Here is a 21,734-nt window from a genome sequence, read left to right on the forward strand (position 1 = left end):
CAATAAACAAACTTTTTGTTTTAAAATCTGGCCGCCCGAAATGCTTGCTTCATTCCTGCTTGCCCGGCTCCCGCGGCCCCGCCCCTACCCGGTGCTTAGTGTAAATTTTACACTACATTCGCGGGGCTAATCGATTACTTATGGTACTTATTGCGGACTCGGGGTCCACCAAAGCGGACTGGGCACTTTTGCCCGAAAACGGAGAGCATGTTTACGTGAATACCCGGGGTTTTAACCCGGTAGTACACCCCCACGATCTGCTGCACAATGAGGTGCAAAAGCTGTCTAAGGATCTGCTGCCCAACGCGAAGGTGACGGAAGTCCACTATTACGGAGCGGGTTGCTGGGACCACCGCAGGAAAAAAGTGATCTACGATTGCATCAACAACGCCTGGCCGGGTGCCCGGATCGAGGTCATGCACGATCTTCTGGGGGCTGCGCGCGCGACCTGCGGCGATAGTGCGGGCATCTCCTGCATCCTTGGTACGGGAAGTAATACCTGCCTGTACGACGGTAAGGAGGTGATCGACAACGTGACCAATCTGGGCTTCATGTTGGGTGATGAAGGAAGCGGCTCCCACCTCGGGAAGGCCTTTCTGCGCGCCTACTTCTACCGGGAGCTGGACAAGGACCTCAACGACGCCTTCGAATCCTACACCACCGCCGATCGGATGACGATCATCAACAATGTGTACGAATCGGAGATGCCCAACACTTATTTGGCCGGATTCACCCGCTTTATGGGCAAGTACCAGGACCACCCGCTCATTCAGAAAATCGTTTTTACTAGTTTTGCCGAGTTTTTGGACCGTCACGTCCGCAAGTACCGCGGCCATCTGGAACTGCCGGTCCACTTTATCGGAAGTATCGCCTTCCACTTCAAGGACATTTTACTGGCCGCGCTGCACGAGCGCGACCTGACCGCCGGTCGTTTCGTACAGAAGCCCATCGAAGCGCTAGCGGACTACCATTCCGGCAAGTAACTACCATATGGATAGAAAGGACATTCGACGGATCGCCGTATTCACTTCGGGCGGCGACGCGCCGGGCATGAATGCAGCCCTGCGGGCCGTAGTCAGGACCGCCGCGTGGAATAAACTGCACGTGTACGGGGTCGAGCGCGGCTACGAAGGCATGATCGACGGGCACTTTCAGCGGCTCGAACGTCGGGACGTAGCCAACATCATCCAGCGCGGGGGTACCATGCTGCGCACGGCGCGCTCCCAGCGTTTCATGACGCCCGAAGGCCGGAAGGCGGCCTACGAGCACCTGAAGGCTTACGATATCGATGCCTGCATCGCCATCGGCGGTAACGGCACCTTCACGGGAGCGAAGGTCTTCAGCGAAGAGTATAATATCCCCTTCATCGGCATTCCCGGCACGATCGACAACGACCTGTACGGCACGGACTACACCATCGGTTTCGACACGGCGGTCAATACGGCTATCGATGCCGTGGATAAGATCCGGGACACGGCCGACAGTCACAACCGGCTGTTCTTCGTCGAAGTGATGGGCCGGAATTCCGGTTACATCGCCCTCTATACCGCCATCGGTTCGGGAGCGAGCAGCGTGCTGATCCCCGAGGCGGAGACGGACCTGGAGGATCTCAAATCGGTACTCCGCAAGAACAAGGCCCGCGGTAAGCTCTTCAGCGTCGTCATCGTGGCCGAAGGACACCCCATGGGCGGGGCTACCGGCATTGCCGAAAAGATCAAGCACGAACTGGCCAGTATGGAACCGAAGGTCACCGTTATCGGTCACCTGCAGCGCGGCGGCTCCCCTACCGCGGCCGACCGACTACTGGCAAGCCGTCTGGGGCACGCCGCGGTGGAAATGCTGCTGGAGGGTAAGGAGAACATCGCCGTAGGCATCGTCAATGACCAGGTGACCTGTTACCCCTTCATCGATTCGATCACCCGAGAAAAAATCCCGCGCGAGGAGCTGATCAAGATGGCGAGTATTCTAGCTATCTAGCCCGGCTTAACATACAATTTACGTGCCGGCCCGAACTTGCGCGACGGTAACGACCTTCCACCCCCGTTCCCCAGTACGTACACGAATGGATGCAACCTTTATTATTATGTGGACCGGCTTCATTCTGGCCGGCTACGCCGTAGTGGGTAACGACTCCATCCAGACGCTCGGCACCTTTCTTTCCTCCAACGAGAACAAACCCTGGTACGTCCTGTGGGCCTTCGCCGGTTCCATCCTGGCCTTCACGCTGCTGTACGGATGGTGGACCTACGGGGGTGACGTTAGCTACGGACGCCTGGAGAGTTACGCCTTCGTGGAGGAAATGGGATGGCCCTACCTGCTGCCCCCCCTGGTCCTGATGCTGCTCACGCGCACCGGCATACCGGTTTCCACTTCCTTTCTCATCCTTACCTTCTTCAAACCGAAGGGACTGATCGACATGACGATGAAGTCGATCCTGGGCTATGCCCTCGCCTTCTGCGTAGCGATCATCGTATGGCAACTCGTGACCCGCTGGCTGGATCGGCGCTTCATTCGTAACGGCATCACCTCCGGGGAGAAGAACGTCTGGACGGTCCTGCAGTGGGCTTCCACGGGTTTTTTGTGGGGGCAGTGGTTGATCCAGGACTTCGCCAACATTTACGTGTACCTGCCCCGGGCGCTGTCCGCTACGGAGATCGGGGTATCGCTCACGATCCTGTTGCTCATGCTTGCCTTTATCTTCTACAGCAAGGGGGGCAACATCCAGAAAATCGTCAAGGCCAAAACGAATACGACCGACATCCGGTCGGCGACGATCATCGACTTTACCTACGGCATCATTTTGCTCTTCTTCAAGGAGTTCAGCAACGTTCCGATGTCGACGACCTGGGTATTTCTTGGTTTGCTGGCCGGGCGGGAGATCGCGATTCGGTACCGGCTGGAGCTGGAAGAGGAACCCAGCGACCGCGACCGGGCTTCCCTGGCCTACTACGGAGGCATGGCCCTTAACGTAGTGTTGCTGTTATTGATCGGTTACGTAGTCTACCTACGGGATGAGGTCAGCGACTTTATCATCGTCGTGATGGCCGTAGCCATGGTGGCCCGGGCAACGGTAGCCTACTTCGAAACCGCCCCCGGGCAGAAGAACCTGTCGTCCGCCTTCCGCAACATTTTCAGCGATCTGGGGAAGGTCACCTTCGGCCTGGTCGTAAGCATCGCACTGGTGTACATTATGCGCTTCCTCACGACGGGAACCTTCATCGATCCCCTCGGCTAAGGACAAGCTACCTTATCAGTCCGATCAGGCTGCGGAAATCGTCGAAGGGGGAGGTATCGTCCTTCATGTTCAGGAGAGCGTCGTGGGGTAGATCCAGGTAGGCGTCCTCTAGTTCCGGGACCGTTTCTTTACACCTGATTTCCAGAACTCCGTCGGCAAATTGCTCCCAACGCCAGTCGTGGGTAGCGCGTATTCTTTCCAGTGTTCCCCGCTGCACCTCCGTGAAGTCGGTTTCCGAGGGTACGACGTCCGCCCCCTCGAAGGCCAGTTCGTTGCGACTGATCATAACCGCGTCACGCAGGATGTAATAGGCCGTATGCACCCGGGTGCTGCCCATTTGCCGCAGGAACTCGGCGTACAGACATAGCTGAATGTCGCTGGCGTTGCGCAGCAGATTACGGAAGACGGTCTTGCCGCGCCACTTCAGGTCGACCACCGCCGTTTCCGCCTGCCCGAGGTGATTGACCCGGTCGAGGACGAGGTCCGCGCGGCCTTCGATCCGTTGACCGCCCATGGGTTTGATCTCTCCGGCGATTTCCTGCTCGGAGCCCCGGATCGTCCACCCGTTGCGCTGAATTAGACTGACCAGGGTCCAGGCCGACTTCTTGAGCGTGAGCAGGAATTGCACCCGCTCGGGTTCCTGACCGTATTCCAGCAGTACGGCTCCCTGCTGCCGGAACAGGCGGTCGGCATGGGTATCGATCCAGTCCTCGATCTCCTGCCGCGCGAACGGTCGACCGGCCGCCGCCACGTCCTGCAGCAAGCGCTCTACGAAGAGGTGACTGAGGTTACCCCGTAGGCGATTCTCACCGGCAATGGAGAGTATCGGCGTACCGCGGAGTTTGAGCTGGTGGCGGAAAATCCACTTGTGGGGGTAGTACAGCAGATCCTCCATCGCCGTGGGCGTTTCCTTATCGCGGGGCGCGAGGGTGGCGGGACGGGCGATTGACACGTGAGGCACGGGACGAGACAAGGGCCGGATAGCGACCGGTGCGAAGGCCGGCAGGTCCAAGTCGCGGAGCAAGCGGTTCGCACGGCCGCTCTCGTCGATGTCGATCGTGATCGCCGCGAGGGCTTCCTCGGTGAACGCGGCCTCCAGATCACCGAGCAGGGGGTGGGCCTCCACTAAGGTTCCATCCACCCGCCGGGGCAGACAGAGTACGAGTTGTCGGTGGGTGTGCAGTAGGGGGCGCAGGTTCTGCCATACGAGCAGTTGATTGCGCTGTTCCGGACCGGCCGGTTCGCACCCGCGCGACCGCAGGTACTGCAGCTCATCGGGATAGTAGCGACTGAAAAAGTAGTTGGGGTCCGTCTCGATAAAATCCCACCAGATGAGCCGCTCGAGGGGGGGCTGGCTCCGCGGATCCAGGCGGGCGGTGGACGCGGGAGCAAAGGATGTCGGCAAGCCCCCCCGTTCTACCGGGCTGAACTGGGCGGGTGCGGGTTGGTAGATCGTACGGACGAGTCGCTCCACGTCCAGGTAGCTCAGATCGGTCTCGGGCTGGGCGTCGAGCAATTCGGTCGCGCGTTCCGCCTGGGCGGAGAGTACCAGCAGGCCGGTAAGGTTCTTGTCTTCGTCGAAAGCCTCGACCGCCCAGTTGCGCAGGAATACGAACAGGCTACGCACCTCGGACTTCGGTACCCGCCCCTCCCGGGGATACCGGCGGCGGCGAAACCAGAAATCGTACTGCTCGCGGGCCCGCCGGAGGCGCGCCGGTGGATAGTTGCGGGCCTCCATCTCCCGGAAGGCCTGCTCCACGGCGTACGTCCAGCGGTTGCCGTAGAGTCCCGGCGTATCGGCCAGGTATTCGGCCAACTTCTGGCCCAGGCGCCGTTCGAGGGGTTTGGTGACCAGACTGACGAACTCCATGATCCGTTCGACCTCGATGGGTTCCCACAGGAAGGCGGGCACCAGTTTGAGCACCTGCAGGCTCGGTCGGGCGAGGCTCGTAGACGGAACGCCCATGCTCGGGAGTCCCTCCATCAGCAGGGCATTTTCCAGGGTCTGGTTGCGGACGGACATCAGCACCCCGGGCCGCCAGGACTCATTATCCCGGACCGTGCGGGCCAGGTAAGCGGCAATGTGGGTTTCCCGTTCGGCGCGGAGGACGACGAGGCTACCGTCACCGGTTAACGTGCCGGTAGTGAACTCGTCGGTGCCGGAAAGCAGGGTATGGAGCTTTCGCTGCCAGTGGTTAAGGTCGGAATCGCCCGTGGGGACGGCTGGTTCGGCGAGTTGACTCACGCGATCGCCGCCGTCCCGTAGCCGCTGGATCAGGCGGCGCAATCCGGCGGGTAGCAAGGCCTCGGGTTCGTGAACGCGGAGGTCCAGCGGGGGGTGGCGGCGGTCGTGCAGAGCGGCGAGCAGTCGATTCAGCCGGTCCCCTATCCCGGGAATGAGTTCGAAATCATTGGCGGATTCCACCAGGCGCAGCTCGATCTCGTGCAGTACCCGTAGCCGGGGCGGAGCGTCGTCGGGTGCCGGCCTGGACAGCGGGTATCCCGCCTCGAGCAACTCGTCCCGCCGCGAGAGGAGTTCCTCCGCGGTAGCGATGCTATCGGCGCGGAAGGCCGCGGCGTAAAAGGGTGGATTGTCGCTATCGGTGGCTAAGTGCGATTCCACTACCTGCCGGTACTGTTCGGCGCGGAGGGCTTCCCGGTTGGCCGGGCTCTGGGTAAGGGCATAGAATCGTTCCAGGTACGCGAGCAGGCCCGGGTAGTCCAGATACGATTGCCCCATAAGATCGGGGGCGGGATCGGGCAGCAGGGGGCCGGAGAAGGTCAGCCCCAGGTAGACGGTTACCACTTTAGCCTCCCATTTCGGCGCGCATCCGCGTCAACTGGGTTTCCCAGAGCGCTTTCTGATCGTCGACCTCGTCGTCGTCGGCGAAGTCGGTGACGTACACGATGGTTTCCCCCGTGACGGGGCTCTTGGTGATGTTGAATTCGAGGTATTCATCCTCGTCGTCGGCCTCTTCCCAGGCGAAGCGTACCATGTCCCCCTCACTGTCCTCGATCAGTTCGGCGGCTTCGGGCGACCCACTCCAGACGAAGGTGTACGTGCTGTCGTTGATGTCGACTTCGTCGCAAAACCAGCGCGTTAGGCAGGCCGGATCCGTCAGGAACTGGTAGACAATATTGGGGGAGGCACGGAATATGAACTCCGAGGTAAACTTAACGCGTTCCATAGTGGGGGGTTGACGGTATAGGTGGCGGGCAAATAAGGTAATTTAAGCGAGACTACCAAAAGTTTGCCCCTCCCCAACCTATTGTTTATTCGTACTGTTAGCTACATGTTACGCCCGTTTGTACCTCCGGGCCTTGATTGCCACCAATTTTCCGCTTAATTTTGCGGCCAATTTTAGAAAACGTCCCCTCTGTATGAGACAGCTTAAGATAACGAAGTCGATCACCAATCGCGAGAGTCAGTCGCTCGAAAAGTACCTGCAAGAGATTGGTAAAGTCGACCTGCTGACCCCCGAGGAGGAAGTCGATCTCGCTAAGCGGATTAAACAGGGGGATCAGATCGCGCTCGAAAAGCTCACTAAGGCTAACCTGCGTTTCGTCGTATCGGTGGCCAAGCAGTACCAAAACCAGGGATTGAGCCTCTCCGATCTCATCAACGAAGGGAATCTCGGACTCATCAAAGCCGCCCAGCGATTTGACGAAACCCGTGGATTTAAATTCATTTCCTACGCCGTCTGGTGGATTCGCCAGTCGATCCTGCAGGCGCTTGCCGAGCAGAGCCGGATCGTCCGCCTGCCCCTCAACAAGGTCGGCAGCCTCAATAAGATCAATAAGGCCTTCAGCCAACTGGAACAGACCTTCGAGCGGGAGCCCAGCAGCGAAGAACTCGCCGAGCAGCTCGAGATCAATGCCGACGAAGTAGAGACCACCCTCGGCGTTGCCGCCCGCCACGTAAGCATGGACGCCCCCTTCGTAGAGGGAGAGGACAACAGTCTGCTCGACGTCCTGGCCAACACGGCTACCCCCGGTACCGACTCCGCCCTGGAATACAAGGAATCCCTCCGCCGGGAGATCGATCGTAGCCTCGGCACGCTTACCGAGCGGCAGTGCGACGTCATCAAGCTATACTACGGCATCGGCGTCGAACACCCCATGAGTTTGGAAGACATCGGCGAGAAATTCGGCCTTACCCGCGAGCGCGTACGCCAGATTAAGGACAAAGCCATCAATAAACTCCGCGGCGCGAACCGCAGCAAGCTGCTCAAGAATTACCTGGGAAACTAGGTGGTAGTAGTTAGTAGTGTAGTACGTTGGTAATTTAGTACTGTAGTACTGTAGTACTGTAGTAGTGTAGTACGTTAGTAGTTTTAGTACGTTAGTACTGTAGGGACCCTCCGGCGTTGATTGCGTCGGAGGGTTGCTATTTTGCGGCCTATGTCAGATATACGGATCAAGAAGCAGCTGCGGGAGCTGGGTCGGTTAACGCCGGAGCAATACGCGCTCGCGGAGAAACTTCCGTTCGCGTTGGTACTGGACGACATTCGGTCGGCGAATAACGTCGGGAGTCTCTTCCGGACGGCCGACTGTTTTGCCCTGCAGCACGTGTACCTCTGCGGCATCACCGCCACCCCACCCCACCGCGATATCCTGAAAACGGCTCTGGGGGCCACGGATACCGTCGGCTGGTCGTACCACGAGGACTGCGCGCAACTGATCGGGGAGTTAGCGGGCGGCGGCGCGCAGGTGCAATGCCTGGAACAAACCAAGCAGTCAACCCCCCTCGACGCCTTTTCGGTGGGCGGTACGTTTCCCCTGGTCCTCGTTGTGGGCAATGAAGTGAAGGGCGTAAGCCAGCGGGTGATTGACCTGAGCCACGGCACCATAGAGATCCGGCAGTACGGTACGAAACACAGCCTTAACGTTGCCGTGAGTGCGGGGATGGCGGTGTGGGAGATCAGCCGCCAGCTACGGAACGCGTAGGAGGGGTATGCCGGAAGGGTTTGCTATGCTTTTCCGGATTTACCTTGCACCCGCGCGCGCCGCCCGCCGCTGCGCTGACCCGGTATTTTCCTTCGTATAACCTCAAATAATTTCCACGCATGCAACCTTTTCACCTGGCCGTACCCGTCGATGACCTGGAGGCCGCCCGCCACTTTTACGGCACCGTACTCGGTTGCCCCGAAGGCCGTACGGACACGGAATGGATCGACTTCGACCTGTTCGGGCACCAACTGGTCGCTCACCTCGCGCCGAAAAAGGAGACGTCGGACCACCGCAACGAGGTAGACGGAAAGCACGTACCCGTCCCCCACTTCGGCGTGGTGCTCGAGTGGCAGCAATTCGAGGACTTTGCCGACCGCCTCCGTAGCCAGGGCGTAAAGTTCGAGATCGAACCCTACGTGCGGTTTGCCGGCCTGCCGGGAGAACAGAACACCATGTTTTTCTACGACCCGGCGGGCAATGCCCTGGAGTTTAAAGCCTTCAAGGATATCTCGCGGCTGTTTGCGAAGCAACTAAATGACTAGGTGCGACCGGTGAGGGAGGTGACTATTCGAAGTACGCCTCTACCCCCTGCGGCGTAGTCACCCTGACTTCGGCCCGCTCACCCGGTTCCACGTAACCGACGACCTGAGCGTCAATCCCGAAATCCCGGGCTATGTCAATCACCGTTTGGGCGTCGCGCTCGCCGACGTAGGCTTCCAGGCGGTGGCCCATGTTGAACACCTGGTACATCTCCCGCCAGTCGGTGTGGCTCTCCTGACGGATGAGGTCAAAGAGGGGTGGGACGGGGAACAAGCGGTCCTTCACCACGCGCACGTCTTCCTCGATGAATTTGATCACCTTGGTCTGGGCACCCCCCGTGCAGTGAATAAGCCCGCTCAGTCCCGGACCGACCTCGTGCAGCACGCGCTTCAGTACCGGTAGGTACGTACGGGTGGGACTGAGGACTAACTTTCCGACCGTAGTGACGTGACCGTCTACGGTGATGGACTCCGTGAGTGACCGGCTACCGGTGTACACGACTCCGCGGGGGACTTCCGGGTCGAAGCTTTCCGGATACTTATCGGCGTATTCGTGCTTGAACACGTCGTGGCGCGCGCTGGTCAGACCGTTGCTGCCCATACCACCGTTGTACTCGTTTTCGTAGGTGGCCTGTCCGTAACTGGCCAGGCCGACAATCACGTTGCCGGGGCGGATGTCGTTGACGATCACCTGATCACGACGCAGCCGGGCGAAGGTGGTGAACCCTACATCGATGGTACGGACGATATCCCCCACGTCGGCCGTCTCGCCGCCGGTGAGGTGCAGTCCGACGCCCTGATCGGCCATGCGGTCCTTAAATTTCTCCGCCCCCTGAATAATGGTCTTCAGCACCTCCCCCGGGATGCGGTTCTTGTTGCGACCGATGGTGGAGCTGATGAGGATGTTATCCACCGCGCCCACGCAGCCCATGTCGTCGAGGTTCATGACCAGGCTGTCCTGCACGATCCCTTCCCATACGCTGAGGTCTCCGGTTTCACGCCAGTAGAGGTAAGCAAGACTGGTTTTGGTACCCGCCGTATCCGCGTGCATGACGTTGCACCAGTCAGCGTCGCCGCCCGCCACATCGGGAAGCACCTTACAGAAGGCCCGGGGATAAAGCCCCTTATCGAGCCCCTCGATGGCCTGGTGAACTTCGGATTTAGTTGCGCTGACGCCGCGCTGCTCGTATTTACTGGACATGGCGCAAAGTTAGCCTCAATCCCCTAATTCCTCACCCTACCGGCCGCGCCGGTTCGACGTGAATAAGGACCTGCCCGAGATTCGGGATTTGCTCCAGCAGGGTATCCTTCAGCCGGTGCGCCAGGTCATGACCCTGAGTGACGGTCAGATGGCCGTCGACCAGGGCGTGGAGATCGACGTGGTAGCTGGTGCCCGATTTGCGCACGTAGCATTTTTCGGTTCCCCGTATCCCGTCTACCGTGAGGGCGACGCTGCGGACTTCCTCGGTCAGCTCGTCGTAGTGCTCGTCCATGATCTCTCCGAGCGCCGGCCGGAAGATCAGGTAAGCGTTATACAGAATGAAGGCCGATGCCAGTAGGGCCGCCCAGTCGTCAGCGCTCTCGTAGCCTGGGCCACCCAGGAGCGCGATCGAAATCCCGACGAAGGCGGTGACGGAGGTGATCGCATCGCTGCGGTGGTGCCAGGCGTCTGCGCGCAGGGAGGAGCTATTCGTGATGCGGCTCCGGCGGATGACGATGCGGTAGGAAGCTTCCTTCCAGATGATGATGATACCGAGCACGATGAGCGTCCAGGGGCGCGGAATCCGGTGGGGCGTACGGATGTGCTCGATGCTTTCGTAAGCGATCACGGTAGCGGAAAACACCAGGAAGGCGACCACCAGAAAGGTGATCAGGGGTTCGATCTTGCCGTGTCCGTAGGGGTGGTTGTCGTCGGCCGGCCGGTGGGCGTACTTCAGGCCGAAGAGCACGAGAAGCGACGAAAAAATGTCGGTCGTCGATTCGATGGCATCCGCGATCAGCGCGTAGGAGTTTCCGAAGACTCCGGCCAGTCCCTTAACGATCGCCAGGGCCGTGTTGCCCGCGATGCTAAAGTAACTGGTGCGTAGCGCGATCTGCTCGTTGTCCACCCGACAAACATACGGTACGGGGCTCCGATCCGGGCTACCTCCGGTAAGAGCGCAGGCTATTACAGGCCAGTACCGTCAGGGTGAGCAGCAGGCCCGGGAACACCGCCAGCCACCACGAGTCGGGCCGCACGCGGGCCTGTTGCAACATGCTTCCCCAGGTTACTTGCTGGGCGGGCACCCCAATGCCGAGGAAGCTCAGCACCGCCTCGGCCAGAATGCTCGACCCCACCATGAAGGCCGCGACCACGAATACGGGAGCCACCGCGTTCGGCAGTGCATGACGCAGAAGCAGACGGAGCTCCCCCACCCCGCTTACCCGGGCGGCGGCAATGTAGGGCATACTCCGGATGCGAATCAGCTCCGCCCGCAGAAACCGGGCAATGGAAGTCCACCCCAGCAGCCCGATGATCAGAACGACCGTCCAGATCGACGGACGGCGCACGATACTGAGCGCTACGATCAGGAGCACCAATCCGGGTATACTCACGGTAATCTCCAACAGAAACTGCACGACCCGGTCGATCGGCAGGGCCACCACCCCGCGGAGCCCCCCAATCACCAACGATAAGGCGCGAAATATCAGCCACGCTACGCAGGAAAACGCAACGCTGCAGAAGAAAAGCATCAGCATAAAATGCCCCCCCGAAGCGGCCAGTGGTAGTAAGCTACCGAAGCAATACACCACCCCGCCTACTCCTCCCACCAGCATACTGCCCGCAAGGTAACGGGGCATCCGTACCCCCTCGTTGCCGAAATAACCCGCCACCCCCCCCAGGGGAACACCTATTAACAGGGCGATCAGCAGGCTCCCGATCCCGACAATCACCGCCACCCGCACACCGCTCACGAGTCCGGCGGCCGTATCCCGCCCCAGCCGGTCGGTTCCCAACCAGTGATAACTTCCCTCTCCGTCGGGGGACAGCGGGGGCGAGAAAGCGGGTAACTGCAAGTTGGTTTCCTCGGCACTGTGGGCAATCGGGGAGCGCACCGACCAGGCGAGCTCCTGACTGCGCCACGCATCCCGGCAGCCCTCCGGACCGAATGCCGGGGAGTGGATCTCGCCGCCATAACTTACCAGTAGGGGTTGGTCGTTGGCAATGACATCGGCCAGCAGCGCGATCAGCAGCAGCGCGCCCAGGTAGTAATATGCCCACTTCACCGCCCTCACCGCTCATATCTTTGGTCCAGCCGGATACGGGGATCGAGCAGGGCGTAGCCGACGTCTGCCAGCGTCAGGCCGATGACGGTCAGTAGCCCGTTCATGAGCACCAGGGCCGTTACGACCGGCCAGTCGCGGGCGGTGGCGGAGTTGTATAACAGTTGCCCCATGCCGGGCAAGTTGAAAATTTGTTCGATGGCGACGCTTCCGGCCAGCAGCGCGGGCAGCAGGACGCCGAGCATCGTGACCAGGGGAAAGGCCGCGTTGCGGAAGACGTGGCGCCACAGGACCTGGGACTCCGTCAGACCCTTCATCCGGGCGGTTTTGACGTACGGCTTCCGTAGTTCCAGGAGGGCGGCGGCGCGCAGGTGCCGCGAAACGTACGCGAAGCTGGGGTAAGCCAGGCACAGAACCGGCAGAAACAGGTGCCCCGCCCGTATCTTCAGGGACGTGAACCAGCCGCTGCCGGGGGGCACGTCGCCAAAACCCATACTCGGAAAGATATCCATCCCGAAGGCGGGCGTAGTGAAAAAATTAGCCAGCAAGGTGGCTACCCAGAAGCTGGGAATGCCGAAAGCGAGAAAAGTGAGTAGCGTAGCCCAGCGGTCGAAGCGGCTGTTGTAGTAGTTGGCCATGTAGAGCCCCAGGGGAACGGCGAGCAGGTAGACGACCAGTAGGGCCAAGCCGTTCATCAAGACGGTACGGGGCAGGGCCACGGCGATCTTATCGGCTACCGGTCGCCGGTCCGAGTACGCTTCCCCAAAGTCTCCCCGGAGCAACTCCATCAGGTAGCGGTGGTACTGGTTCGCGGTGCCGTTCCAGTAGATCCGTGGATAGAGGACCCGGTGCGGGCGCGCCGTAACCAACATGCTTTCGTACGCCTCGTGCACCGGACGGCTTCCGGCGCCGTCCAGCGACCGCAACTGCCTACGTATGTACGCGGGTTCTTCGTGGACCAGTAATTTACGAGCGGCCGTGGCTAGCGCGTCGTCGGTTCCGGGGGGCAATTGCGCGGCCCGGAGCACGCTACGGGCGTATTCCTGCACGGCCGGCCAGTTGCCGTAGCGTTGGGCCAGGGAGCGTACTACCCGGCGCCGGTCGGGGTTCACGATACGGTGCAGGGTATCCGGAATCGTGGCGTTCGTGATGGTAAAATAAAAGGGTGGCAGGTCGTACCCCAGTTGCTGGGCAATCCGCCGGTAGGTGCGGTCGTAGGCCGCCGGATCGGAGACGGCTGAGCGGGCCCCCTCGACCGACATCCGTTGCTTGACCGGATCGCTCGGGGTCAGTCGTGTAAGTAGAAAGCATACCACGGTCAGCAGGAGCAGGCTCACCGGCACGTAGATCAGGCGTCGGATCAGATATTTGCTAAGCCTTCGTTGCGCCATTCATCTTACGGTTCTCGCGCAACCTCGACCCACCGCCCCTTCACCTCGGAACGGATGCTCGGATCGTACATGGCTTCACTTACTTGCACGGGCAGGTAGTACCTGCCCGGATAAGCGGCGGTCATGCGGAAGGTGAACGTTTTGGTGGTACGAACGGGCAAATCAAAAAAGGTATGGACACGATCGTCGCGAATATCGCGGTAATCGAAGCTTGCGTTAACATTGTCGGCTCCCTCCGGTCGGATACTGGACAATTCCCACCCTCCCGGCAGAAGCGTAGCGAGGGCCAGCTGGCGGTAATCCTGTCCCGTGGCACCGGGATTGGTGACGCGGTAGGTGGCCAGAAAGTCGGTTCCTGAGGTCAAGGTAGTCACATCCATCGGCTTGCCCTGCAGATCGGTGTAGGTGACCGTCAGCCGTAAACCATTACTGACCGCGGTTTCCTCTCCCGCTCGGGGAGTAGCCATCACGTGCGTGGTAAGGTATAAAGTGGAAGACCCCGTATTCGATACCGTATAGCTTCGTGCAGCGGTGGTGGGTAAGTCGATCACGTAAATACCCGAACGCACGCCAACCGTAGTGGAAGCGCCGTTCGGAGGAGTAAATTCCGCCCGGACTTCCTGGCTGCCTACGCTACCGGCTCTGGCCAACGCGAGGAAGGCAAAGCCGGCTTCCTGCGTATTCAACTGCTGCCGCTCACCGATGGTACGGGCAAGCCGGAGCAGTTGCTCATCCGCCCCCCGTTGATCTTCCGTGGCGACTAGTGCTTCCAGCACGATGGCCATATCGCGAATCTCACTACCGAAGGTGTAGCCCGTCTCCCGGTAAGTACTCACCTCCGAATCCATTCCGGATATCAGATCCCTGGCCGTTTGGCGTCTTCCGGCCAGCGCGTAGGCCGCGGCCAGCTGGTACCGCGGGGTCGTTGTCAGTTCGCCACCCCGCGAACCCCGTAGTCGGTTCATGGCCCCCACGGCGGGGCGCTGGGCCAGGGCGAGGGTGAACAGGCGGTATGCCTGATCGAGCGTGCGCTGGCGGGAGGTAGCGTAAAAAGCATCCGCGTTCGCGGTCCACCGGGAAGCGGCCACCTCCTGAAAGTTAATGACCGACTGCTTCAGCTCATAGGGGACGGAAAACCCCGCGCGCTCGGCCTCCAGCATAAAGTGCAGCGCGTAACTGGTCACCCACGGGTGTACCTGCTGATCCCCCGGCCAAAAGCCGAATCCGCCGGAGGACAGACTGAAGCGTCGGAGCGATTCGATCGCCGCCGCCACGTTCCGTCGTCGACTTTCCTCCCGCGCGGGAGAAAGCTCGGTGATCCGGTCCAGCATCAACTGCGCGAATGCCGTGGAAATCGTCTGTTCGGCGCAGCCGTAGGGGTAGCTCAGCAGATCGTCCAGATGGCGATCCAGGTTCATGGCGGGCAGGGCTGACAGCTCCAGCGTAGCCCGCCGGGTAGCGGGCGCGCCGAAGAGGTCATAGTTCACGGTACGCGACTCCCCGGCGGGGATGCCCACGGTTGCCGAGCGCGTGACCGGCACGTTGGGTTCCCGTATGGCTACTTCTACCTGCTGGTTTGCCGACTCACCGCTTCCCCGTGCGGTTACCTCAAACCGGGCCACTCCGCTGTTACGACCCACCTGAACGGGAATATAGGTCAGGCGATCGCCCGCCCCGCTGAAAGTCACCGATGTCTGGCTGCGGGGTATAGTGACCAGACCCTCCGCCTCGCTGACCGAAACCCCCACCTCCGTAATCCGGTCGGCCATCGCGAAGACGTTCACCGGCATGTCTACCCGCTCTTCGGGCGCGAGTACCCTTGGAAGGGTCGGAAGTACCATCAGGGGTTGACGCACCGTCACCCGCTGCTCCGTACTCCCGTAGGCCCGTTCACCTACGGCGACGACCATCACCCGCACGGCACCGATGTAGTTCGGCAATTCGATCCGGTGGCGGGCGGACCCTCCCGCCAGTCGGAAAGGTCCCAGGTGGCGGACGACCGGTTCGAAACGATTGGCCGAAGCCTCCTCCGGATGCACTTCGGTACCGTCACCCCCGACGGCCAGTACGCGCCCGAACTCTCCGTTGATGCTGCTCATGACATGGTCGTAAAGGTCATACGTTTTCACCGTCAGCGCCTCCTTGCTGAAGAACTCCCGGTGCAGATCCGGTGTAGCGAATCGGGTGAGTCCCAGCAAGCCTTCATCGACCACCGAGAGGACGTAAGTCATGGGCCGGCCTTCGGCCTCCCGAACCCCCACCTCGACGGTTTGGCGGGGTTTCCACTCCCGCCCTACGGTAAGCTCCGGCTGCAAACGAGTCTGGGGGTCCAGCACCTCAACGGGCACCACGCCGTATAGCCGGACGGGGCGGTCATTGGTCGTCTGAGCGTAGGGTTGCAGGTAGCTGATGCTGGCGTAAACCGTCGGCACCATCCGCTCATCCGTGGCGAAACTTACTTCCGTCTGTCCGGGTGTCGTCGGCATCCAGAACTGCTCCAAACTTCCAAGGCTGTTCTCCAGACTTACGAGCAGCTGTCCACCACCACTGCTGGGTACCTTGATCGTAACGCGCTCCCCTACGTTTACGGTTTCGTGATCGGTTCGCATCCGCAGCAGCGAGGCTGACTCCCGGTCGTCCGTACCCGCGGTACCGTCGCCGCCGTAGAAGTAGTCGCCGGCGCAGTGTCCCCCCGGGTCGCAGACGCGCATCAGGTACCTTCCGTAATCGTCAACGCCGATCGGCACCGTGGCCCGGCCATTAGCGTCGGTTACGGCCGTGTACGAGGCGACGGCCTCCGTATGCAGGTTACTACCGAAGCGGGCTACGTTGTCGTTGCCGTCCTGCCACCAGTAGCGCCAGTCCACCCGGTAAATGCCGACCGTAAGCTTTCGGTTGGCGCGCCCCCGCCCATCGGTACCTACGGCGGCGAATTCCACCCCGCCCGTACCGGAAATCGGCAGGCTCTTGCCTCCCCAGTCGTTTTCCGGCAGCCGCACCCCCGCGTACACTTCGTAAGGGTCGTAGGGCACCGTAGTCCGGTCGGCACTGAAGTTGCCTCCGGGTTCGAAGACACGAGTCGACAGGCGTAACCGCAGGGGCCCGGGAAGTTGTTCTCCCAAGGGAGGTACGTTGATCGTGGTCCGTCCGCGGGCGTCAAGCTTGCCGTCGAACAGTTGGGTCTCGGGTGCTTCGCCGAGGGGCCGTGCGGGATCGTGGAATGCATAGTCGGCGAACGGCCCCGATCCCTCCCGTCGCACCTCCGGCTGCATATCCGTCACGGCACGTAGGCCCGCACCGGCGGCACCGTACAGCCAGCTTGCGGACAGCTCCAGCCGGTTACGGGCGGCGGCGGGGTCGAGGGAAATGGATAATCGATTGGGCTTAACCGACTCGATGAGTAGGTTACGGGTGAAGGTCCGGTCTCCTGCCCGCACCGTGGCCGACCACGGCTCCGTGATGTCGGTGGCCGCAGTGGCGAAATGCAGGGGGTAGAGGTCTCCGGATACCGCGGCGGTTACGGTCCTTCGCTCGACCACTCTCCCCCGGGCGTCGCGCAGGATGAATTCCAGGGGATAGTCATCTGGGAGCCGGTCGGCACGATCCTCCAGTACGAAGTGAAGGTAGACGCTATCGCCCGGTCGCCATACTCCCCGCTCGGCGAAGAAGGCACCCCGCAGACCGCTTTCCGCCGCTCCCCCGCCTACGTCAAATCGGCCGAGGGGCAGCGCTTCGGCCTCACTCAGACTCAGGTAAGCGACCTCCTGATTGAGCGTACCTACCACGAAGGCGGGCTCTTCCTCCGTCGTCATTCGTACCCGCCCTTCGTCATCGGTGGTTCCGGAAAACAGTTCCCGTCGGTCGTAACTGTAGGCCGTAACGCCGGCCCCGCCCTGCGGGCTCCCCGAAATGAGGTTGGTGGTAAAGATCAGCGTGCTGCGGTCCGGGTTCCGCTTCGCGATCAGTCCCAGATTGGAGGACAAAACATTCTGCATCAGGAACCGCTCGCGGTGGTAGTAAGCCGGAGAACAGGGGTCGTCCCGTTGCTCCCAGTCGTGGTAATCGTAAATGCCGTTGTAGTCGCTTACGAGAGAGGTGAGCGGACGGAACCCCGGTGCGTTGTCGTGTCGCCGCAATTGCTCGGAAATGGTGCTCAGGCCCAGGCTCTCCAGCGCTCCGGAGCACGACCGGTCGGTGTGTTCCAGCCCAAATGCCAACCGGACCTGGTACACGGCCGCCCCCGCCTGACCGAGGTACTCTCCCAGGTCGATCGCGTACCGGGTCCAGCCGGCCCGTTGGGCGTCGGGTACGAGATCGTGGAGAGTGATCTCCCGCCGGTCGACCACGTGCCCTACCCGGCGGAGGCTCCATTCGTGACTCGTGGACGACAAGCGCTCGTCCTGCAGAAACTGCAGAACGTTGCCCCCGTCGATGCGGAAGATCTCGAGATATACGGAGTTTAGCCCCGTAGCCTCGAAGGTGAATAGTCGCCGGCCTTCATGGGGCATGATAGTACCCTCTCCGACGGCCCGCAGTCCCGGCTCGGCCCGACCCAGGGTGAGCTGCCACTCCGTAGCGCTTGCCAATGTCTGCCCCGTGGCGCTCCGCAACTTCGGATCGACAATCAGGACGGCCTCCCGGGGAGCCGAGGCGGTCGGGTACAGCGTAATAAGGTTTCCGTCAATATGCGTGGTGAACTCCACTTCGGGGCGGAAGCGGAGCAGGCCGGTCAGTTCCTGGTTCGGGTCCACGGGTCCGCTCATCCGCACCACGACTCCGTTCCCGTCGGGGCTCTCCCGGGTGCCGACGACCCCGAATGCCCCTACCGGATCGAGTCGGACCTCGGTGGTTTGCTTTGCTCCCGCGAACCCGCCCCCCCGTGCCGAGGCGGAGATGACGACCGAACCGGGCTCGGTACCGCGGTCCGCCACGTTGACCACGTAGGAGAACACGTTTTCCGAAGCCTGCTCGACGGAAAATTCGGTCGGCCGGCCGTTGTGCTCGACCCGCATTGCTTCCCGGATTTCATCAGTGGTGGCCCCGTCGTTCGTGATCACCCGCCCGGTAACCTCCACGCGCTCGGGAGCGGAGATGTCGGGAATGTAGTAGCCGTCCGCTTCCAGCTGAAGACGACGCTCCGGTACGTCGAAGTAGAAGGCGTAATCCGGTTTGCCGGCCAGGGACACGCGGGCCGTGTAACGGGTGTTGCTCCGTAGCGGCCCGGCGGGGCGGAAGATCAGCTGACGCCCGCGCACTTCCGTCTCTCCCGCCACTGCCGGCGTTAGGGTAAGGGAAGGACCCTCCTCTCCCACCGCGTACGAAGTGTCAAAGGTTACGTACAGGTCGGCATTGCGGCTCACCACCCCGGACGTATGCGCCAGAATATAAGTGGGCGGCGCATCGGACACCTCCGCCCGCCCGTCCGTGTCCCTGCAAGCGGCAAAAAGAGCGAGGAGGAGCAGGGCCGGAATTGCGCGCATGAGTCGGGCGGTTAATTAATAGCAAAGTAAGCAACTTGCGGTGGACTTCCGTTGTGAGGATGATATGGAACAGCAACTGGCCCTTTTCCCGCTTCAGCTCGTCGTTTTTCCGGGCGAATCGCTCAACCTGCACATCTTCGAACCCCGCTACCGACAGCTCGTCACCGATGCGGAGGAACAGGGGATACGCTTTGGGGTCCCCACGGTGATCGAAGGTCGCCTGCAGCCCGTCGGTACCGAAGTGTCCCTTACCGAAGTGGCGCAGCGGTACCCGGGCGGGGAAAGCGACGTCCGTACCCGCGGTGAACGGGTGTTTTACCTCCAGGAATATGACCGTACCGCGCCCGGTAAACTCTACCCCGGAGGCCGGGTGCGCTACCTGCCCGTGGAGGAAGAGGAAGACCCCGCGGTCAATGACCGGATCATCGCCCTCACCCGGGAAATTTACCGCCAACTGAAGGTCAGCCGGGAAGTCAGATCGGTCGACGAAGGGTTCCGCACCTACGAGATCGCACACTACGTGGGCTTCACCCTGACCCAGGAATACGAGTTCCTGAAACTACGGGCTGCCAATAAACGGCAGCACTACTTACTGGCCCACCTACGGCAGATGAAACCCCACCTCGGCGATCCGCTCCGAATCCGGGAACGCGCGCAACTGAACGGCCACTTTAAGGATCTGAAGCCCCCGGACTTCTAGGCGGGCACCGCCGCGGCAATGCGCGCGCGAAGGTCTTCCATACGGGCTTCACTGACCTCTACGACCTTACCGAACCGAAAGTCGGCGGTGGTACTGACCGGCACCAGGTGGACGTGCACGTGGGGAACCTCCAGACCGAGCACCCCGTTGGCGACACGTTCACAGGGAATGGCCGCCTTGATCCCCTGGGCCACCCTTTTGGTGAACAGGGTGAGGGCGGTCAGTTCGTCGTCAGTGAGGTCGTAGTAGTAGTCCACCTCCCGCTTCGGCACGCAGAGGGTATGCCCCTCGACCATGGGCCGAACGTCCAGAAAAGCGATGAAATCCTCCGTTTCGGCTACGGTGTAGGCGGGCAGTTCGCCCCGAATGATGCGAGTGAAGATGGAAGCCACTAGATGGAGATGTTCTTGATCTTAAATTGGATCGAGCCGTTGGGCGTCTTCACCTCGGCGATGTCACCGACCGCCTTGCCCAGCAGGCCCTGTCCCATGGGACTGTTCACGGAGATTTTCTTGGCTTTCAGATCGGCCTCGCTCTCGGCCACCAGCTCGTACACCATTTCGGCCTTGTTCTTGACGTTCTGGATGGTCACCTTGCTCATGACGGTCACCTTGCTGGTATCGAGTTGACTGGAGTCGAGCACGCGGGCGTTGGCCATCACCTTCTCCAGTTCGTTGATCTTCATTTCCAGCAGACCCTGGGCGTCCTTGGCCGCGTCGTACTCGGCGTTCTCCGAAAGGTCTCCCTTCTCGCGGGCCTCGGCGATGGCGCGGGCTACCTCCGCGCGGCCGTTGGTCTTTAATTCATCCAGTTCGGCGCGTAGCCGGTCGAATCCTTCCTGCGACAGATAGTGTGTTCCTGCCATGATTGTGGGTTTATGCGTTAAAGCAGCCATCTCCTGACCCTTCCCCCGGGGGAGACTGGTGAAGACCCTGCTTGCCGTTGGTGAAGCCCCCGTCCCGCAACCGTGTAGGTGGGGTGAGAAGAGAACCAAAAAAAGCGACGCTCCTACGCTTAGTAGGAACGCCACTCACATTATTTGAACCGTAAAGATAAGGATTTCGGATATATTGTGCCAGTCCTGGCTTTATCCCCTAGAAGGATAGGCTGAGCCCGACATTGTGGGTTCCGTTGTAGACCCGGGTGCTGCGGTAAGCGTAATCGATGCTGAACCGCCGGGTGGGATCTCCCTTCCGAAAGGGGACCAGGACGCTGGCCCCGGCGCTCAAACCATCGTACAGGGAAGCCTGGTCGGCGGTAGTTCCCTCGCTCCCCGCGCGCGCGTCCAGATCCGCCCGATAACCGGCCCGGGCGACGAACTGCTCGCGAAAAGCATACTCTACTCCGGCCCCCAGCTGGTCCCGACTGAAGGAGTTAGCGGTGAAGTTGCCCACGACCGTAACGCGGTGGTCTTCTACGGCGGAAAGAAAATCGTAGCTGGCGCCAATGTTGAGGACGGAAGGCATCTCGAAGCCGGCCGCCCGTTGCTCGAGGGTAAGTTTATAATCCGCCGACGGATCGGGGTTCGGCGCTTCGGTAGCCAGGGCCTGCCCGCCGTATTTCATTCGGGAGCCTACGTTGCGCAGGCTGAGTCCGAACTTGAACTCCTCTTGTTCGCCCGTCACGTACTGTACGCCCGCATCAATGGCAAAGCCGAAGGAACTAACGTCGCTGGTCGCCTCACTGACTCCGCGCAGGGTAACGCCGACCGAAACCTTGTTCTCGAAGCGGTGGCTGTAGGTCAGTCCCACGTTGATGAAACTCAGGTTAAGCAGGGCCCCCGTTCCCTCCGGTTGATCGGTGGTGGTCACCGCAATATCCCCGAAATCGAGGCTCATGACGCTGAAGCCCAGGGCTCCATTCTTGCCCGCGGTACTCGTAACCCCGATGGCCTGCATCGAAATATCCGTTCCCTGCAGGTAGTTCGCGTACCCAAGCATTACTTGGGTACCCGTGAAGCGACTGACCCCGGCCGGGTTGAGCCGCATGGCTTCCACTCCCGTCACGTAGGAAGTCCCCAGGGAATGCAGGCCGGCGGAGGGGGCCCAGGGGTTCATCAGCAGTTGCGCGGCCCCGGCCTCTCCCTGTCGGTCGGGGTTGCCCGCCGCTACCGCCAGCGACCACAGGCTACAGAGTGCAAAGAGGTAAACGTGCTTCATGGAGTGATTCGTTTTG

General features: G+C 61.1%; 17 protein-coding genes. 7 read left to right on the top strand and 10 right to left on the bottom strand.

Translation table 11 applies throughout. The annotated features are described in order from the left end of the window. The first annotated feature begins 140 nt into the window (after window positions 1-140). The 3 genes from NMA52_RS08315 (at window position 141) to NMA52_RS08325 (ending at window position 3,235) form a co-directional block, all read left to right on the top strand. On the top strand, window positions 141-983 hold the full coding sequence (locus tag NMA52_RS08315; protein ID WP_254827205.1) for a hypothetical protein: 843 nt from the start codon (window positions 141-143) through the stop codon (window positions 981-983). Window positions 984-990: 7 nt separating this feature from the next. Next, window positions 991-1,977, top strand: coding sequence for a 6-phosphofructokinase (pfkA, locus tag NMA52_RS08320; RefSeq protein WP_254827206.1), 987 nt, complete (start codon window positions 991-993; stop codon window positions 1,975-1,977). Window positions 1,978-2,083: 106 nt separating this feature from the next. Then, window positions 2,084-3,235, top strand: coding sequence for a hypothetical protein (locus NMA52_RS08325; protein ID WP_254827207.1), 1,152 nt, complete (start codon window positions 2,084-2,086; stop codon window positions 3,233-3,235). Between the two features lie 7 nt (window positions 3,236-3,242). Here the strand turns inward: NMA52_RS08325 and NMA52_RS08330 are convergent, their stop codons facing one another. Both NMA52_RS08330 and NMA52_RS08335 read right to left on the bottom strand, forming a co-directional pair. Further along, window positions 3,243-6,041 (bottom strand): hypothetical protein, encoded by a 2,799-nt coding sequence (locus NMA52_RS08330; protein ID WP_254827208.1) that lies wholly within the window; start codon window positions 6,039-6,041, stop codon window positions 3,243-3,245. A 1-nt stretch (window position 6,042) separates the two neighbouring features. Beyond that, entirely contained in the window at window positions 6,043-6,423 is a 381-nt protein-coding gene (locus NMA52_RS08335) for an START-like domain-containing protein (protein WP_254827209.1), read from the bottom strand. Between the two features lie 193 nt (window positions 6,424-6,616). Between NMA52_RS08335 and NMA52_RS08340 the strand changes: the two genes are divergently transcribed. From NMA52_RS08340 to NMA52_RS08350, 3 genes are all read left to right on the top strand, one after another. Continuing rightward, window positions 6,617-7,486 (top strand): RNA polymerase sigma factor RpoD/SigA, encoded by an 870-nt coding sequence (locus tag NMA52_RS08340; protein WP_099104997.1) that lies wholly within the window; start codon window positions 6,617-6,619, stop codon window positions 7,484-7,486. Between the two features lie 150 nt (window positions 7,487-7,636). Then, a complete protein-coding gene (locus NMA52_RS08345; protein ID WP_254827210.1) occupies window positions 7,637-8,182 on the top strand; it encodes a TrmH family RNA methyltransferase in 546 nt (181 codons plus the stop codon). Window positions 8,183-8,301: 119 nt separating this feature from the next. After that, window positions 8,302-8,727 (top strand): VOC family protein, encoded by a 426-nt coding sequence (locus tag NMA52_RS08350; RefSeq protein WP_254827211.1) that lies wholly within the window; start codon window positions 8,302-8,304, stop codon window positions 8,725-8,727. Window positions 8,728-8,749: 22 nt separating this feature from the next. Here NMA52_RS08350 and NMA52_RS08355 read toward each other — a convergent pair whose 3' ends face one another. The 5 genes from NMA52_RS08355 to NMA52_RS08375 are packed head-to-tail and all read right to left on the bottom strand — an operon-like array spanning window position 8,750 to window position 18,859. Next, on the bottom strand, window positions 8,750-9,925 hold the full coding sequence (locus NMA52_RS08355) for an AIR synthase related protein (protein ID WP_254827212.1): 1,176 nt from the start codon (window positions 9,923-9,925) through the stop codon (window positions 8,750-8,752). Between the two features lie 31 nt (window positions 9,926-9,956). After that, window positions 9,957-10,832: a cation diffusion facilitator family transporter gene (locus NMA52_RS08360; protein ID WP_254827213.1), complete on the bottom strand. Its 876-nt coding sequence runs from the start codon at window positions 10,830-10,832 to the stop codon at window positions 9,957-9,959. A gap of 34 nt (window positions 10,833-10,866) precedes the next feature. Then, on the bottom strand, window positions 10,867-11,991 hold the full coding sequence (locus NMA52_RS19120; RefSeq protein ID WP_254827214.1) for an ABC transporter permease subunit: 1,125 nt from the start codon (window positions 11,989-11,991) through the stop codon (window positions 10,867-10,869). Between the two features lie 5 nt (window positions 11,992-11,996). Further along, window positions 11,997-13,379, bottom strand: a complete 1,383-nt coding sequence (locus NMA52_RS08370) for an ABC transporter permease (RefSeq protein WP_254827215.1) — start codon at window positions 13,377-13,379, stop codon at window positions 11,997-11,999. 5 nt (window positions 13,380-13,384) lie between these two features. Then, window positions 13,385-18,859, bottom strand: coding sequence for an Ig-like domain-containing alpha-2-macroglobulin family protein (locus tag NMA52_RS08375; RefSeq protein WP_254827216.1), 5,475 nt, complete (start codon window positions 18,857-18,859; stop codon window positions 13,385-13,387). A 40-nt stretch (window positions 18,860-18,899) separates the two neighbouring features. Here NMA52_RS08375 and NMA52_RS08380 point away from each other — a divergent pair, with 40 nt between their 5' ends. Beyond that, window positions 18,900-19,559: an LON peptidase substrate-binding domain-containing protein gene (locus NMA52_RS08380; protein ID WP_254827217.1), complete on the top strand. Its 660-nt coding sequence runs from the start codon at window positions 18,900-18,902 to the stop codon at window positions 19,557-19,559. Here the strand turns inward: NMA52_RS08380 and NMA52_RS08385 are convergent. The 3 genes from NMA52_RS08385 to NMA52_RS08395 form a co-directional block, all read right to left on the bottom strand. Beyond that, a complete protein-coding gene (locus tag NMA52_RS08385; RefSeq protein ID WP_254827218.1) occupies window positions 19,556-19,951 on the bottom strand; it encodes an HIT domain-containing protein in 396 nt (131 codons plus the stop codon). The two genes, NMA52_RS08380 and NMA52_RS08385, sit on opposite strands and share 4 nt — an antisense overlap. Next, window positions 19,951-20,424: a transcription elongation factor GreA gene (gene greA, locus NMA52_RS08390; RefSeq protein ID WP_254827219.1), complete on the bottom strand. Its 474-nt coding sequence runs from the start codon at window positions 20,422-20,424 to the stop codon at window positions 19,951-19,953. The genes NMA52_RS08385 and greA overlap by 1 nt, the downstream gene beginning before the upstream one ends. 229 nt (window positions 20,425-20,653) lie before the next feature. Next, complete coding sequence (locus NMA52_RS08395; protein WP_254827220.1) at window positions 20,654-21,718, bottom strand: PorV/PorQ family protein; 1,065 nt, start codon at window positions 21,716-21,718, stop codon at window positions 20,654-20,656. Window positions 21,719-21,734 lie beyond the last annotated feature (16 nt).

Source organism: Lewinella sp. JB7, from assembly GCF_024297185.1.
In the GTDB taxonomy this organism is placed as follows: domain Bacteria; phylum Bacteroidota; class Bacteroidia; order Chitinophagales; family Saprospiraceae; genus Neolewinella.

What these genes read in the sequence shown, in the direction of transcription:
- NMA52_RS08315 (WP_254827205.1), top strand. Translation starts at nt 141, where the DNA reads ATGGTACTTATTGCGGACTCGGGGTCCACCAAAGCGGACTGGGCACTT.
- pfkA (WP_254827206.1), top strand. Translation starts at nt 991, where the DNA reads ATGGATAGAAAGGACATTCGACGGATCGCCGTATTCACTTCGGGCGGC.
- NMA52_RS08325 (WP_254827207.1), top strand. Translation starts at nt 2,084, where the DNA reads ATGTGGACCGGCTTCATTCTGGCCGGCTACGCCGTAGTGGGTAACGAC.
- NMA52_RS08335 (WP_254827209.1), bottom strand. Translation starts at nt 6,423, where the DNA reads ATGGAACGCGTTAAGTTTACCTCGGAGTTCATATTCCGTGCCTCCCCC.
- NMA52_RS08340 (WP_099104997.1), top strand. Translation starts at nt 6,617, where the DNA reads ATGAGACAGCTTAAGATAACGAAGTCGATCACCAATCGCGAGAGTCAG.
- NMA52_RS08345 (WP_254827210.1), top strand. Translation starts at nt 7,637, where the DNA reads ATGTCAGATATACGGATCAAGAAGCAGCTGCGGGAGCTGGGTCGGTTA.
- NMA52_RS08350 (WP_254827211.1), top strand. Translation starts at nt 8,302, where the DNA reads ATGCAACCTTTTCACCTGGCCGTACCCGTCGATGACCTGGAGGCCGCC.
- NMA52_RS08355 (WP_254827212.1), bottom strand. Translation starts at nt 9,925, where the DNA reads ATGTCCAGTAAATACGAGCAGCGCGGCGTCAGCGCAACTAAATCCGAA.
- NMA52_RS08370 (WP_254827215.1), bottom strand. Translation starts at nt 13,379, where the DNA reads ATGGCGCAACGAAGGCTTAGCAAATATCTGATCCGACGCCTGATCTAC.
- NMA52_RS08375 (WP_254827216.1), bottom strand. Translation starts at nt 18,859, where the DNA reads ATGCGCGCAATTCCGGCCCTGCTCCTCCTCGCTCTTTTTGCCGCTTGC.
- greA (WP_254827219.1), bottom strand. Translation starts at nt 20,424, where the DNA reads ATGGCAGGAACACACTATCTGTCGCAGGAAGGATTCGACCGGCTACGC.
- NMA52_RS08395 (WP_254827220.1), bottom strand. Translation starts at nt 21,718, where the DNA reads ATGAAGCACGTTTACCTCTTTGCACTCTGTAGCCTGTGGTCGCTGGCG.